Genomic DNA, 16456 nt, shown 5'->3' with positions numbered 1-16456 from the left:
ATCATTAGCTCTTTAAAATTTAGAAATTGACTTTCATACCAACTAAAATTGTACGTGTGTGAGGATAGTTGTTCCAACGGTAATCAACACCTGGATCAATTCCTCCCAAATTAACTTCTGGGTCAAGTCCCTTATAACTTGTTATCGTAAATACATTATTGCAAGTTACATAAACCTGTGCTGACTGAATCCAATCATTACACTTTTTGAATGTATAGCCAATTGAAAGACTCTGCAAACGAAGGTAACTTCCATTTTCGATAAAGCGGTCAGATGGTATATTTGAAAGATTATCCGTTACAGGACGATCTGTAATAAATTCCTTCAACACATTTTTGCCACCAGAGAAGAAATCAGGAGCTGTGTAATGAGCACGTGTACCATTATAAATTTTATTACCAAATACGCCTGTGAAGAACATGTCGGCATTCCAATTTTTGTAATTAAAAGTATTGTTCCAACCAAGATTCAACTTAGGCTGTGCACAGCCTGTAATAGTACGGTCCTTATATGCTGGAGAATTTGTCACTTCACCAGTACGCTTACCAGTTGTTGCATCGTGAACATAATAAGAAGACTTACCATTAGCATCATAACCCGCAAATTCATAAGTATAGAATGTACCGAGAGCTTCGCCTTCCATAACACGTTGAGTAAAACCATTAGCAGAAACACCTGCTACACTAGGATCACCCTGTCCAAATGTAGATGTTTGATATAAGCTGTTAGACAATTTGTTCACTTTATTCTTGTTATGTGACAAGTTTAGAGTAGTATTCCATGTAAAGTTCTTTGTCTTTATTGCGGTTGCATTCAAAGAGAATTCGACACCAGTATTTGTTATTTCTCCAACATTTGCTGCAATTTGATTAAATGGATAGATATAAGGAGAAACAGGATAATTCCAAATTAAATCTTTTGTTTTCTTATTATAAAATTCAATAGAACCATTAATACGACCACCTGCTAAAGCATAATCAACACCAATATTTAACATACCTGTTGACTCCCATTTCAAATCAGGATTTGCCAATTTAGTAGCATTTAGGGTTACATAGGTACTTCCGTTGTATGGATTATAAGTACCTGCCGAACCATAAGTACCTACAGCAGAATAAGCACCAAATCCAAGCGCATTACCACTTACACCATAACCAACACGAAGTTTCAAATTAGAGAATACATTTTGGTTTTTCATAAATGGCTCTTCGGTAACATTCCAAGCTACACTTACAGAAGGGAATGTTCCCCATTTATGACCATTGCCAAATACAGAAGAACCGTCACGACGGATTGTAGCTTGTAGCATATATTTGCTATTATAAGAATAACTTAAACGACCATAGAAAGAAATATTACGAATAGTTTCTTTTGTTCCACTCTGAACAGAACGCATTCCATCAATAGCACCAGCGTAAGTCAGGTTGTTATACTTTAAATTATCATCAAAAAAGTTGTGAACAGTAAGACCAAAACCGTCATTATTATTTTTCTCTTCCCAAGAATAACCAGCCATCAATGATAGTTTATGAACCTTATTGAAAGTCTTATCATAGTTTCCATAAGTCTCAAAAGTCTGAGAATTATCAAAATATGTACTACGAGTGGCGTTACCATTCTTATCTTTCAATCCTGGAAGCTGAGAATTATGAGAATCATAAGAACTGTATGTACTCTGCGAATTATTGTAAGAATAGTTCATGTTCCAAACAAATCCATCAATAATCTTCAGACTTGCCTTACCAATAAATTGCATACGTTTGTACATCGTTTCTGAGGTGTCTTCATTAATCAACGAAAGTGGGTTGTAATTTTGAGAACCAGAACCTTGAGACCAGGTACCATCACTGTTTGTAATTGGCAATGTTGGATTGTAATAGTTCATGGCATCAAGAACAGACTCACCATCCGTTCCACTAGGTACCCCCTTATGCTTTGCGTATAAGGCATTTACACCTGTTGAAAGTTCCAAGCGATCTTTAAGAACTTTTGTTGTAATCAAAGAACGAACATTCAAACGATTCATACCTGACCCCTCAACAACACCCTCACGATTAGCAAAGTTTACACTAGCTACATAAGTAGTCTTGTTTGAACCTCCATTAATAGACAAATTATGATTATGGCTTACACCTGTGCGAAGGACTTGATCCTGCCAGTTTGTATTTGATTTACCATCATAGGCATAATCCAATTTATTTGCCGTCACATAATTACGAATATCATCAGCCGTAGCCATATCCAAGGTCTTCAAGGCATTATCGAAAGCTACATAACCAGAATATGTTACGCTTGTGCGATCTTTACCATTTTTACCACTCTTTGTTGTAATGATTATAACACCGTTGGCAGCCTTTGAACCATAGATAGCTGTAGCTGTAGCATCACGAAGTACGTCTATGCTCTCAATATCATCAGGAGCAACCATAGAAATATCTACACCTGGAATTCCATCAATTACATAGTATGGCTGCATTCCCTCTCCTGAGCGTAGTGAAGATGCACCACGAAGAGTAATACTAGGAGATCCGTTAGGGTCACCACTTGATGTTACTACCAAACCAGCTACCTTACCCTGCAACATACTTGCAGCATCAGAGAACACACCGACATTCAAGTCTTCTGACTTAACTGTAGTGATAGAACTTGTTACGTCCTTACGGCGCATTGTACCGTAACCAACTACTACGACCTCGTTAAGGGTCTTGTTATCTTCTTTCAATATAACCTGACCATTATTGCCAGCTTTAATTTCCTGTGGAGTAAATCCCACATACGAAACCTTGAGCTTTGCTCCAGGCTTTACATTCAACACATAGTTACCATCTATGTCGGTAACAGTTCCGTTTGTTGTTCCGACTTCAACAACACTTACACCGATAAGCGGTTCACCACTGGCATCCTTTACGGTACCCGTGATTTTACTTTGTGCAAATGCTATTGTACTTAAAAGTAGAAGAAAAGCTGAAGCAATGACTCGCTTACAGTTTCCCCGGATTAGGTTTTGTACTCTACGCATAATTGTCTGTTAAAAAGTTATTATATCATTTTAGGTGCAAAAGTATCACTGTAACATTACAGCAATCTTAATTTTATATTTCGATTAGATTAAGATACGTCAAAAAAAATCAGAATCCATAGGCTTTTACGCCTGTTGTATCCAAAGTCGCAACGTTCTCGGTCACTATAGCATCCAGATTATTATATACATAGCCATCTCCACGACATGGGCGCTTATCATAAATGCCTGTGTCATATTTTGTTTGTCTTGTTTTTTTCAGTACCACATTATTAAAGTAGACGTTGTTTACTTTCTCTTTTGTGTCTCCACCAATAAAACATCCATTCTCTGATATTGCTACAATATTATTAAAGTAAATATTGCTTACTTCTCCAGAGCGACCCTCTGTTTGTCCCTTCGGGAATCGCCAATTAGCGTCCTTATTATTACCATTGGCACGTGGATAACTCGTAACATAAATAGGTTCAGCTTTTCCCCACCAAACATCACTCCACAACCTACAGTCTAAGATGATATTAGAGAACATCACATTCGTTACTGTTCCTTCATCACGATTTTGTATTCCTAGTCCACGATTGCTGCCTTTAATTATACAATTATCAACTGTGACATTGTAAATAGAATCCATATTCTCAGACCCTATTTTTACAGTGCAGCTACGACTTTCCATTACGCAGTTGGTAACCATGATATCATGGCATGAACCATATTGCTGAAACTCACGTCTATTTTTCAGACAAATTGCATCATCACCGCTTGTAATGTGACAATTGGCAATGCGAATATTCTTACTATGGTCAATATCTATTCCGTCACCATTACGGATTTTTAAATTGTTAAGCAAATTTATTCCGTCAATCACAGCACCGTCACATCCAATAAGATGCACTGTCCAATATGCGCCTTCACGTATTGTAACATCCTTTATAGTGAGATTACGAACATCTGTAAGACTAAGAACATGGGGACGCGGATCAAAAGTTGTCACAGGCTTTAATTCATAACTATCATCAAGTTCCTTACCCATAAAACTGATTCCGTTTCCATGAATACATCCCTTTCCTGTGATAGAAATATTATCAGCATTGTTTGCCCATATCCACAACATGCCCTCACCTTGGTTCTTTCCAAATGCGCTTATACGATAAATCTTCTCGTCAGGATTGGCCTTCAGTGTAGCGGTTGCTTGAAGATGAAGTTCTACATTTGACTTTAACTGTAATGGACCTGAAATAAAAACATGATTAGATGGGAACAAAACTATTCCACCACCACTATGCTCACATTTATCTATTGCTTTTTGTATTGCAGAAGCATCATCGGCGACACCATTACCTTTTGCACCATAAGACATTACGTTATAAACACTCTCCGCCTTGACGAAAAGTGTCAAGACAAGGAATATGGTAGTTAGTAGAAATGTTTTCCTCGTAATGCGAATCATGGACAAATGTTGAAAGTTTCGTGGCAAAGATAACATTTTTTTTAAATATGCAACAAACTTTTCGCGTTTTTCTTCATTTATGACAAAATATTGTTCTTTCTGAAAAATCAAGTGATAATTTAATAAAGTTGGTAAAACAACCATGAACATCAAAAATATAATTAAAATATTGAGATTCTACATATTCGTTGACATAGTGCCCACTTAAAATGAGCAGCTTTTAGCTGTAACGTATGATAAATTAAATATTTAGAGCCGAGATTTCTATGTGACGATTTGGATTTTGTACATTTAGGCTGTCTTCCCTGCGTTTTTGGTGTTTTTTAGCTACGAAGCTACGGCATCTCGGGAAATGCCTATAAACAAAGGGCTTACCGAAACGTAGCTAGGGCTATTTAGCTTCGATGAGCTACGTTTTAGCTACGTTAGCTATTTCTGTTTATATAATGTACGCGTAGGCACGCGCACACTTAGGGTTTTGAAAAATATAAGTGTCGAAGTGTCAACTTAATGAATATCAATATTTTATCGACCAATTAGACTAAATAAAGTGACGGTGACCTGACGGTCAAATTTCAAGCTTTCCATACGTTTCTATATAGAAATGCAACTCATTCCATATAGAAACGCAAACGTTTCTACGATGTTTTACCTCCTATTGCTTCGTAAAACGCACTGCATTTCATCGTAAAACGGATTGCAAAACATCGCAAAACGCAACGAAAAACTTCGTAAAGTGCTATGCAACATGATGAAATTCTTTACCCATATTTTACCGACGAATAACCGACACTTCAATCGACCCGAAAAGTATTCTAACAATTTGATGCTCAACGGATAGACACTTTGACACTTGTTTTTACGAAAAACTCAGAGTGTGCGCATACGTGCGCACGTGTATTATGATGTGTAGTTTCAAGTATTTAAAACTTTGGCTAACAGGCTAACCTAAATCTGATTGCATGGACAAAAAATTTGCAGTATCTTTGCCGAGAATTCAGTGGAATTCAGCAGAATACTTAAACAAGCTTGGAAATTCTGCTCTCGTTTACTGTCTCTATTTATACCTCCTCAGTTCCTCAGATGCAGTCAACAGTTCTTTGACAAATTCACTCATAGAATACATTTCATCTTTAAAACTACACAAATTGACGTAGCTAGAACGTAGCTTGACGTAGCTAAATCCTGCAAGCTACGTTTTGGTAAGTCCTTTGTTTATAGGCATTCCCAGAGATGCCGTAGCTTCGTAGCTAAAAAACATTAAGAACACAGGGAAGACTCACAATACGTAAATCTGATTTCACCACCTTACCGTGTGGGCAAAAACAAAAATTCTTGTAAACTCTTTAAGAATTTACAAGAATTTTATATACTAAAATGTCTTATAGTCTACTGTTTGTCTTCTGAATTATCTGGAGTATCAGCGACTTTCTTTGGACCACGTATTTTATCCTTCAATGTGATGCCACTCTTTATTTCAATATTTATACCATCACTTAGACCAGTAACTACACGGCGACGCTCATAAGTTTTGTTTTTGCCAACTACCTTAACGACATAAACATAGGTAGCGTTGCCCTGAAACTCAATAGCACTCTCAGGAACAGACAATACATGGTTTGCCTGAGCAAGTACAATCTCAGCATTAGCACTGTAACCTGAACGAATTCTATTACCATCGACACCTCTTACAGCAGCCTTTAATTCAAACTGGTTAGCACCATTGCTTTCAACAGCCTTAGGAGAAATATATTCAAGACTGGCTTCAAGTTTTTCATCCTGTAAAGCACCAATAGTAATCTTCATTGGCATTCCTGTGACAAGACTTCCAACTTCTGTTTCGTCAATATTTCCACGGAATATAAGATCGTTCATATTAGCAACAGTTGCAATAGTTGTTCCGTCATTAAAAGTATTACTCAAGATAACAGTATTTCCTACTTTTACAGGAACATTAAGTACAAGTCCACTGATTGTTGAGCGTATGAGCGTTGAACTCGTGTTGGCATTACTACGAGAAACGCCGTCACGAACAACTTCCAAATTATCAGATGCAGCTCTAACTTCCTCTTGTGACTGACGATAAGATTGGCGAATCTTATCATATTCATCTGCGCTTACGAGTCCCTTATCAAAGAGTGCTTTCTCACGCAGATAATCAATCTTCGTTTGCTTTATATTTACACCAGCAAGACGGACGCGAGCTTGCGCACTACTGAGTTGCCCCATATCAGGAATTACTTTTATCTTAGCAATTATCTCGCCAGCCTGTACTGTCTGACCAGCTTCCTTCATTAACTGGGTAATGATACCACTAATCTGTGGTTTCACATTGACCTCGTTTCTTGGTTCAATCTTTCCCGTAACGACAGTTGTCTTGCGGATATCTCTCACGGTAGGGGTAAACTCGTCATATTCCACAGCCTGTGGACGTGACTTGGCCCAAAGGAAAACAAATGTTCCTATAAAAAGCAAAGCAATAATGCCTGCGACAATAAACTTAAAATACTTTTTCATATATTCTTATGCTTGATTTCTTATTATAAATTATTCGTCACGCATGGCGTCAACTGGTTTGATTGACATTGCCCTGAAAGCAGGAGCCAATCCAGCTAGTACGCCAAGGATACTGAGAATTACGACTGCACCAATAGCTGTCCAGAAGCCTATTTGAAAATGTGAAGTCACAATGCCATCTGTTGTATTAGCCATTTCAGCTAATTGTAAAATCACTACTGCGAAAAAGATACCACTCATACCAGCTACCGAAGTCAGGATGATACTCTCACTGATAATCTGTCCTAGTATGCTCTTTGGCGTCGCACCTATCGCACGTCGAATACCAATTTCTATAGTACGTTCACGCACAGTAACCATCATAATATTGGAAACGCCAATAGCACCGGCAAGTAGAGTACCTATGCCGACAAGCCATATAAGGAAGTTGACACCCGAAAACAGATTATCGAGCATTCCAAACATGACCTCTGTATTAAATACAGTTATCGCCTTCTCATCAGACGGAGAAACAGAATGCGAACGAGCTATCACATCTCTCATCTTCTGAGTAATTGTACTCATCTTTACACCACGTTTAGCTGTTACACAAATGAGGTGAACCTGATTACCATAATTATAAGCCTTCTGCATCAGAGTTAGCGGAATAACAACGCTCTCCTCTGCCCTACCATTGATACTCATGTTTCCGGAACTGTAGTCAATTCCAACAACACTATAGTAAATAGAGTCTATTCTCACCAGTTGTCCACAAGGATCACCTCCCCCAGGAAAGAGATTCTTATAGATTTTCTTTCCAAGTACACACACCTTTCGGTGCTGTTGCATATCCATTGAATTAAGGTATCTGCCATAATAAATTTTTGGAGACTCAACCTTTGCGTAATCTGGAAGCAAGCCCTTTACAGAGCAAGACGTTTTTTTATCTTTAAAGGTTACTTTACTGCCCCATCCACTAAGCATAGGTGTTACAATGTCTAGTTCAGGCACCTGAGCCTTCAACCTTTTAACATCGTTATAATCCATATTCCATTTACGCCCTTTACGATAACCGTCATAGGGCTTTGTGGTAGGTTGGGCAAAGACGATTGCAGAATTTGTAGCAAAACCTTCGAAATTATTAGATAGTATTTCTTTCAGTCCATTACCACCTCCGATAAGTCCCACAAGCATAAACACGCCCCAGAACACTCCGAATCCGGTAAGAAACGAACGGCTCTTGTTTCGCGTCAGCGTATCAAGGATTTCCTTATATGTATCAAAGTCTAATCTCATATTACTCTGCCCTTAATGCCTCAATAGGTCGTATTTTAGCTGCCTTACGTGCTGGAATAAGTCCAGCTACCGTACCAGCTATAATCATTACTAATGTGGCGTTTATACAAACATCAAGTCCCACTGTAGGATTAACAAACATTGTTGCGGTGAACAAACCTGAGTCAACCTTCATGTGACCAATTGTAGCATCCATGTATTCATTGGCAGCAATACCAAGTAGCATTCCTATGTAGCCAAATAACGTTGTGATAATGATACTCTCTATAATAATAAGCCGCAATATTGACCATGGACTTGCGCCTATAGCCTTACGAATGCCAAACTCACGTGTGCGTTCCTTTACTGTTATCAGCATTATATTTGAAACTCCAACTATACCGCTTAACAACGTAAACAATCCGATAACCCACAAGGCGGTACGAATTACACTTGTACCGGTTGCCATTTGCAAAGACTGTGTAAATCTATTCCACAACCATATAGACTCACCATCATCAGGTGCAGCACTGTGGTTTGTATTCAATTTTGCCTTATATCGCTTCTCAAAGGCTTCATTATCCTGTTCAGTCTTCAATCCATGAAAGGAGAAAGAGATTTCATCAGTAGAATCACCTCTATTATATATTGTACGTACAGTATTGAATGCTGAATAAGCATTAGCATTTTGTCCGCTTTGGTCAGCCTTATATATACCAACGATTCTGAAGCCGAACGGTCCAACATCTACATATCTTCCTATAAGGTCTTCAATATGTCCAGGCATAAGTTCCTTGGCTTGGTCCTCACTCAAAACAAGAACTTTTCTGGAATTGGAATTATCAATATCATTTACATATCTGCCGTGAAGCATTTCTATCTTATTAATTTGCTGTTCATTTGGATAGACTCCACTCAAAGTTGTACTGATATAATTATCACCAACAGAAATGTTCACACCACTCTGCTGAATGCTTGCACCCATCTTGTCAACATTTGCACGAAAGCTTTCATCAGTGGTTTTCATATCCCTATTGTTAAGAGCTATACTTCTACCTTCCTTCAAGCCTTTGTAAGCCTTAGAAGTACGACCACCATATACAACCATAGAGTTTGAAAGAAATTTACCTGAGTTTTGTTCTGTGGCATTAATAAGTCCGTTACCAGCACCAAGAAGAAATATCAGCATGAAGATTCCCCACGCAACAGCAAAGCCGGTGAGTGCGGTACGCAGTTTATTGCGCTTGGCAGTAGACCATATTTCAGTTATAATATCACGCATAGGCTGTCACAGTTTATTTCATCACTCCATTTATTCCAAATGGCGAAGCGTGATGATCAAGATTTTCCTCTATCTTACCAATAAGTCCATCAGTGATATGCACAATTTTGTTTGTTTCATTAGCAACTCCACTCTCATGTGTTACCACAACAATAGTTTTGTGTTCTTCTTCATTGAGTTTCTTCAGCAGTTGCATCACTTCAACAGAAGTCTTACTGTCCAAAGCTCCAGTAGGTTCATCAGCTAGAATTATTCGTGGTTGGGTTATGAGCGCACGAGCTATTGCCACACGCTGCTTCTGTCCGCCCGACATTTCATTAGGATAATGTTCTGCCCAAGGCAACAGCCCCAATCGTTCAAGATATTCCATTGCTAACTGATGTCTTTTCTTTCGTCCAACACCCTGATAAAATAGAGGTAGCTCTACATTTTCAACAGCAGTTTTGAATCCAATAAGATTAAAACTTTGAAAGATAAATCCAATCATGCGGTTGCGATATTCTGCAGCACGAGTCTCAGAGAGATCTTTTATCAATGTATCGCCGAGAAAATACTCGCCACTGTCATAGTTATCGAGTATACCAAGGATATTGAGCAACGTGGACTTACCAGAACCCGAAGCTCCCATGATAGAGACAAACTCTCCCTCCTCAATATCAAGGTCGATGCCTTTAAGCACATGCAACGGCTGTGCTCCACGGTAGGTCTTATTAATGTCTTTTAAGTGAATCATATTCTTTCATTAGACGTGAGACTTTGGCAAAAAGTTGCCTTTGACACATAAATATATTTATATTTTCTCTATTTTCAACGTTTGATCACAATAATTCATAACTGCTGGACGATGTGTGATAAAGATCACAGTCTTATCGTGACATGCTAATATGTTGTGAAGAAGTTGACGTTCTGTATCAGGATCCAGAGCGCTGGTAGCTTCATCAAAAAGCATTATTGAACGGTCACGTAGCAGACTTCTTGCAATAGCAATACGCTGGGCTTGTCCCTCACTGAGTCCACCCCCCTGTTCTGAACAGAGCGTGTTTAGTCCATCAGGCAACTCCTCCACAAAGTCGGCACAACTTTTATGCAGTGCCTCCTGTATTTCTTCATCTGTGGCATTTAATCTTCCTAAGCGAATATTGTCACGGATTGTGCCACTCATGAGTGTATTTCCCTGCGGAACATACACAAAATTACAACGGTGACAAGGTGAAAGTTCCTGACTGTTTACCTTATTATATATAGATACCGAGCCGGATTGTGGTTGAAGTAATGCTAGAATTAAACGTATGAGAGTTGTTTTACCCGCTCCAGTCTCTCCTAGTATGGCAGTACAACTGCCTGGGGTGAAATCAAAGTTGAGATTATCTATCACGTTTCCATCCTTATCAGAATATCCGTAACTTACATTTTCCAATCTTATTCCACAAGGTGACTTCATTTCAATAGGTTCACCTTGTTCCTCCAGCGGATCTTCTTCCAATTCCATCAATCGTTCAACAGCAGTAAACACACTAACGAAATCTGGTACTAATTTAGTAAGACTTCTTGCTGGAGTCTGTATTTTATTAACTAATTGCAGAAAAGCCGTCATTCCTCCAAATGTCAATGTATGCAGAGACATTCTGAGTGCAGCCCAAAGAAATGCGAAAAGATAACCAAAAGCAAAACCGAAGTTTACAATGAAGTTGCTGAAAATGTTAAACTTAGTACGCTTTACTACATTCTGTCTTAGTTCACTCTGCGTGTTCTCTAATCTATCAACCATCACGTCATCACTCTCAAGAGTTTTTATAAGCATGCGATTTTGAATAGTTTCCTGCAATACACTTTGCACCTTACTATCACTATCGCGCACCTTACGCGTGAGTCTCCTCATCTGTCCAACATAAATCTTGCTCACGGCAAGAAACATTGGGAATATAGCTATTACAATTACTGCCAGAATTTTATCCATTGAAAACAGATAAAAGAATGCACCTAGAAACATAGCTATCACCGACAAAGTATTTGGAATAGTTTCGGTGAGGAAAGTAACAACATTGTTAACATCAAACTCCAGTCTATTTAGTACGTCTCCAGAATGATGACTTTCTCTTCCGTGCCATTCTGAATGCAGAATGCGATCAAGAATGCGCTGTTGCATCTTGTTCTGCGCCTTTATTCCAAGGATATTTTTTATCCATATTCCCGAAATATTTAAAGCGAAGTCACACAATATGAACATGGCGATTATAGCCACAGACCAATATATACTACCCTCCAACGTACCACTGGCTACATCTATAGCATGCTTCACAGCCCAAACCTGAGCTAGACTCACGCCTACAGAAAACAAGCCTATAGAAGCATTAAGCACAGCTTGCAGCTGATTGCCCCTCCAAGCCTGCCAAAGCCATTTCAGCAGAGTCTTTGTGTCATATTTATAATCTGGTATGCGGAGTAGTTTTTTGAATTTCATTGCATTTAATATTCTTATGAGGCAGACTATTGTCTGGTATCTGCTCCCCACATCATTTTTTCGTGTAGCGTAGAGAAGTAGCGTTTATTTTTTAATTTCACAATCTTTACGCAATACGGAGCCTTGATTATTCTGAGTTTTGTGCATTCATCAAGTTTCTCGCTTCGTCCATCAATAGCAACGAGAAAATTATGTGATCGTGATTCCACTTCAAGCTCAATCACACTTGTATCATTGATTACAATTGGGCGTATGTTAAGACTATGTGGTGCAACGGGAGTAATGCAGAGGCTGCCGCTTTGAGGAACTATTATAGGACCACCATTAGAAAGATTATAAGCTGTGCTGCCTGTAGGTGTGGAAATAACGAGTCCATCAGCTTGATAATTAACCAAAAAGTCACCATTTATATGTGACCTGATGCTAATCATAGATGCTGAGTCAAGCTTCAGCACCGCAATATCGTTGAGTGCAAACGGGCTACCCATAATAGGTTCACCGTCAGTCTCCATTTTTATCACAGTGTGGTTTTCTATCATATAATTTCCTGCTAACATTTTATCAAGCGTCTCTTCAATTTCACTCGGCAGAACATCAGCTAGAAATCCTAGTCTTCCCATGTTCACACCGATAATTGGAATTTGACGGTCACCAACTCTACTGGCAGCACGAAGAAACGTTCCATCACCACCAAGAGATATCACGAAGTCGGCATTATCGAAATCAACAGGTTCTATCAGTACATCGGCATTATGGCAGTCTAAATACTTTTCTATTCTTTCAATGTATTGTGCTATCTCGACACACTTGCATTCATTGCCAAAAACAGCAAATACTAATTTACGTTCAGACATAATATTTTGTTGTTTCAATTTTTATTATTATTTTTGCAAATATAAAGAAAATAATTAAGAACTATGGCAAAAGTATATGAATTTTTGGCAGACGGCTTCGAAGAAATCGAAGGACTGGCTCCCGTTGACATCCTAAGAAGAGGCGGTGTGGACATTAAAACCGTAAGTATTACGGGAAGTGAACTTGTTGAGACTTCACATGGAGTCACTATCAAGGCTGACTTGAAATTTGAAGACATTAGCAACTTCGACGATGCCGACATGATGCTTTTGCCCGGAGGAATGCCTGGGGCAACAAACCTCAACAACCATACTTTATTGAAAGATGTATTGCTTGAACAAAATGCCAAAGGTAAGCGAATAGGTGCAATATGTGCCGCCCCAATGGTACTTGGAGGACTTGGATTACTTAAAGGTAAAAAAGCTACATGCTCACCAGGGTTTCAGAAATATATGACAGAAGCTCATTATACAGCAGAACTATTTCAGATTGACGGTAATATAATCACCGGCGAAGGACCCGCTGCAACATTGCCATACGCTTATAAGATTCTTAGCTTCTTCGTTGGCGAAAAGGCAACCGAAGACCTGCAGGAGAAGATGCAATACACCCACTTAATGAATAAATAAGCGATGGATTACATTATTATCGTTGCAGGAGGCAAAGGCATGAGAATGGGAGCTGATATTCCAAAACAGTTTCTGTCTATTGGTGGTAAACCTATTCTCATGCGCACAATTGAAAGATTTCACGAATACAATCCTGAATTGGGAATCATCCTTGTTCTTCCGCAAAGCCAACAGGAGTATTGGAAGCAACTGTGCACAGAACACAACTTTGAAGTAAACCACACAATTGTTAACGGTGGCGATACCCGCTTTGAATCTTCACGAAACGGACTGGCCGCAATTCCTGACGAAGAGATTGGAGTTGCAGGTATTCATGACGGAGTAAGACCTTTCGCATCTAAAGAGGTAATAGAAAACTGCTTTGAAACTGCAAGAGACGACTTCGCTGCTATTCCAGTAATGCCTGTTACTGACACTATAAGATATGTAGATAAGCAAGGTGGTGGAAAGAATGTTATGCGTAGCGACTATAGGGTAGTTCAAACTCCACAGGTGTTTGACATACAACTGCTGAAGCAAGCATACAATGCCGACTATCAAGAGTCATTTACAGATGATGCATCAGTTGTTGAGTCTCTTGGCTGCCAAGCAACAATGGTAGAAGGCAATCGCGAGAACATCAAAATCACTACGCCTTTTGACATTATCGTAGCAGAGGCTTTATTGAAATCACAACAAAAATAAAATCCATATACTTTGACTGGTATTCTAGATCAAGACATCATGTATCTGCCCGGAGTGGGTCCGAAACGAAAGGAGATATTGAGTAAAGAACTCAATATAGCAACGTGGCGTGACCTGCTGGAATACTATCCATATAAATATGTGGACCGCAGTAAGATATATAATATCAACGAACTTAACGGTACAATGCCTTTCGTTCAGATAAAGGGAAGAATACTTAGTTTTGAGGAATTTGCTATGGGTGCTAGGCGCAAGCGCATCGTGGCTCATTTCTCCGACGGTCACGGAGTTGTTGACTTAGTATGGTTTCGAGGTACTCAATACATTTATAAGACATATAAGGTAGGCACTGAATATATTGTATTCGGCAAGCCCACAGTATATGGTGGGCGATATCAGTTTGCTCACCCTGAGATTGAGAAGACAGAGGATCTGCAACTTTCAGAAATGGGAATGCAGCCATATTACTCTACTACTGAGAAGATGAAGAACTGCGGAATGACAAGCCGTGCAATAGAAAAAATAACTAAAACACTGATTGCTAAAATTCCAGAAAGTTCTTTGCCCGAAACACTTCCACCATTCATAACCGTACCGTTACACCTTATCGGACGTGAAAGCGCTTTCAGAGATATCCATTATCCAAAGAGTATTGATGAATTGCAACATGCACAGTTAAGGTTGAAATTCGAAGAATTGTTTTATGTTCAACTCAACATATTAAGATATGCAAGTGACCATCGTCGCAAATATCGTGGTTACATATTCCAACACGTAGGCAGCAACTTCAACTATTTTTACAAGAATAATCTAAAGTTTGAACTCACTGGAGCACAAAAGAGAGTGATGCACGAGATTCGGGCAGACATGGCTGGTGGAAGACAAATGAACAGACTGTTGCAAGGTGACGTTGGATCGGGTAAAACATTAGTGGCGCTGCTCTCAATGCTTATCGCCATTGACAACAATTTCCAGACTTGTATAATGGCTCCAACCGAAATACTAGCTGAACAGCACTTCAATACTATAAAAGAATTTCTTGCGGGAATGGATATTCGCGTGGAACTTCTTACTGGAATCGTTAAAGGTAAAAGACGAAAAGACGTTTTAGAGGGACTAGCAAAAGGCGATGTAAAAATACTTATAGGTACGCACGCTGTAATAGAAGACACTGTGCAATTCGCACATCTTGGTCTGGCAATAGTTGACGAGCAACACCGATTCGGAGTAGCACAAAGGGCTAGACTATGGGCTAAAAGCGAGAATCCGCCACATATGCTGGTTATGACAGCGACACCGATTCCAAGAACTTTGGCTATGACTATCTACGGCGACCTTGACGTGAGCGTAATAGACGAACTTCCACCTGGTAGAAAGCCTATAATCACAACACACAAATTTGACACACAAATGACAAGTCTGTATAGTGGAATACGCCAACAGATTAACCAAGGAAGACAGGTATACATTGTATTTCCTTTGATCAAAGAAAATGAAAAGACCGACCTCAAGAATCTGGAAAACGGTTATGAATCACTTAAAGAGATATTTCCTGAGTTCAATATAAGCAAGGTTCATGGCAAGATGAAATCTAAAGAGAAGGAAGAGGAAATGCGCAAATTCGTAAACGGGGATACTCAAATTCTTGTTGCGACAACTGTTATCGAAGTAGGAGTGAACGTTCCCAACGCATCGGTAATGGTAATTCTTGACGCACAAAGATTCGGACTTTCGCAACTACATCAGCTTCGTGGACGCGTAGGACGTGGGGCAAAACAGTCTTTCTGCATACTAGTAACAAGCTACAAACTTGGTGAAGAAACACGCAAGCGTATAGACATCATGTGCGACACAAACGATGGATTCAGAATTGCTGAAGCAGACTTAAAGCTACGCGGTCCTGGAGATCTTGAGGGAACGCAGCAAAGCGGAATAGCTTTCGATCTGAAGATAGCAGACATAGCTCGTGACGGTCAGATAGTGCAAATGGCACGTGATGAAGCTCAAAAAATAATAGATAATGACCCCACATGTGAAAAAGTAGAATACAAAATGCTTTGGAACAGACTAAAAGAGTTAAGAAAAACTAATGTGAATTGGGCTGCAATATCTTAGCGCACATTGATGCTTAGGGGGCTGAATTGCTATCCAACGGTAGCAAAGAGATTGTTAAAAGTGCAATAAAATACGTTAATAGAGAAACAACTTTGCAATATTTTTGTTATCTTTGTAACGCTTTTGATATTTAACGGTGCTCATTTTCCGTACATCGTTAATTCCATTTGGATTAATTTTTATTGATCCATCA

At 39.1% G+C, this 16456-nt stretch carries 11 protein-coding genes; 3 read left to right on the top strand and 8 right to left on the bottom strand.

Annotation, left to right across the window (positions count from 1 at the left end):
• Window positions 1–19 precede the first annotated feature (19 nt).
• The 8 genes from HEQ28_RS12060 to HEQ28_RS12025 form a co-directional block, all read right to left on the bottom strand.
• Complete coding sequence (locus HEQ28_RS12060) at window positions 20–3019, bottom strand: SusC/RagA family TonB-linked outer membrane protein (protein ID WP_434502756.1); 3000 nt, start codon at window positions 3017–3019, stop codon at window positions 20–22.
• 109 nt (window positions 3020–3128) lie between these two features.
• A complete protein-coding gene (locus tag HEQ28_RS12055; protein ID WP_434502754.1) occupies window positions 3129–4466 on the bottom strand; it encodes a glycoside hydrolase family 28 protein in 1338 nt (445 codons plus the stop codon).
• Window positions 4467–5855: 1389 nt separating this feature from the next.
• Complete coding sequence (locus HEQ28_RS12050) at window positions 5856–6983, bottom strand: efflux RND transporter periplasmic adaptor subunit (protein ID WP_434502752.1); 1128 nt, start codon at window positions 6981–6983, stop codon at window positions 5856–5858.
• 30 nt (window positions 6984–7013) lie between these two features.
• On the bottom strand, window positions 7014–8258 hold the full coding sequence (locus tag HEQ28_RS12045) for an ABC transporter permease (protein WP_434502750.1): 1245 nt from the start codon (window positions 8256–8258) through the stop codon (window positions 7014–7016).
• Window position 8259: 1 nt separating this feature from the next.
• Window positions 8260–9519: an ABC transporter permease gene (locus HEQ28_RS12040; RefSeq protein ID WP_434502748.1), complete on the bottom strand. Its 1260-nt coding sequence runs from the start codon at window positions 9517–9519 to the stop codon at window positions 8260–8262.
• 13 nt (window positions 9520–9532) lie between these two features.
• Window positions 9533–10252 carry an ABC transporter ATP-binding protein gene (locus HEQ28_RS12035; RefSeq protein WP_434502746.1) on the bottom strand — a complete coding sequence of 240 codons (720 nt, stop codon included), beginning with the start codon at window positions 10250–10252 and terminating at the stop codon, window positions 9533–9535.
• A gap of 57 nt (window positions 10253–10309) precedes the next feature.
• Entirely contained in the window at window positions 10310–11980 is a 1671-nt protein-coding gene (locus HEQ28_RS12030) for an ABC transporter ATP-binding protein (protein ID WP_434502744.1), read from the bottom strand.
• A gap of 26 nt (window positions 11981–12006) precedes the next feature.
• Window positions 12007–12834 (bottom strand): NAD kinase, encoded by an 828-nt coding sequence (locus tag HEQ28_RS12025; RefSeq protein WP_434502742.1) that lies wholly within the window; start codon window positions 12832–12834, stop codon window positions 12007–12009.
• A gap of 63 nt (window positions 12835–12897) precedes the next feature.
• On the opposite strand from HEQ28_RS12025, the gene HEQ28_RS12020 reads away from it, so the two are divergent.
• From HEQ28_RS12020 to recG, 3 genes are read left to right on the top strand one after another with little or no spacing between them, the layout of a single operon-like run.
• On the top strand, window positions 12898–13464 hold the full coding sequence (locus tag HEQ28_RS12020; protein WP_434502740.1) for a DJ-1 family glyoxalase III: 567 nt from the start codon (window positions 12898–12900) through the stop codon (window positions 13462–13464).
• A 3-nt stretch (window positions 13465–13467) separates the two neighbouring features.
• Window positions 13468–14148: a 2-C-methyl-D-erythritol 4-phosphate cytidylyltransferase gene (locus HEQ28_RS12015; protein WP_434502738.1), complete on the top strand. Its 681-nt coding sequence runs from the start codon at window positions 13468–13470 to the stop codon at window positions 14146–14148.
• Window positions 14149–14160: 12 nt separating this feature from the next.
• Window positions 14161–16263, top strand: coding sequence for an ATP-dependent DNA helicase RecG (gene recG / locus HEQ28_RS12010; protein WP_434502737.1), 2103 nt, complete (start codon window positions 14161–14163; stop codon window positions 16261–16263).
• Window positions 16264–16456: the final 193 nt, after the last annotated feature.

The organism is Prevotella sp. (assembly GCF_051059605.1).
In the GTDB taxonomy this organism is placed as follows: domain Bacteria; phylum Bacteroidota; class Bacteroidia; order Bacteroidales; family Bacteroidaceae; genus Prevotella.
Note: the sequence above shows the minus strand (reverse complement) of the source record. Positions and strands in the feature narration are given on the sequence as shown.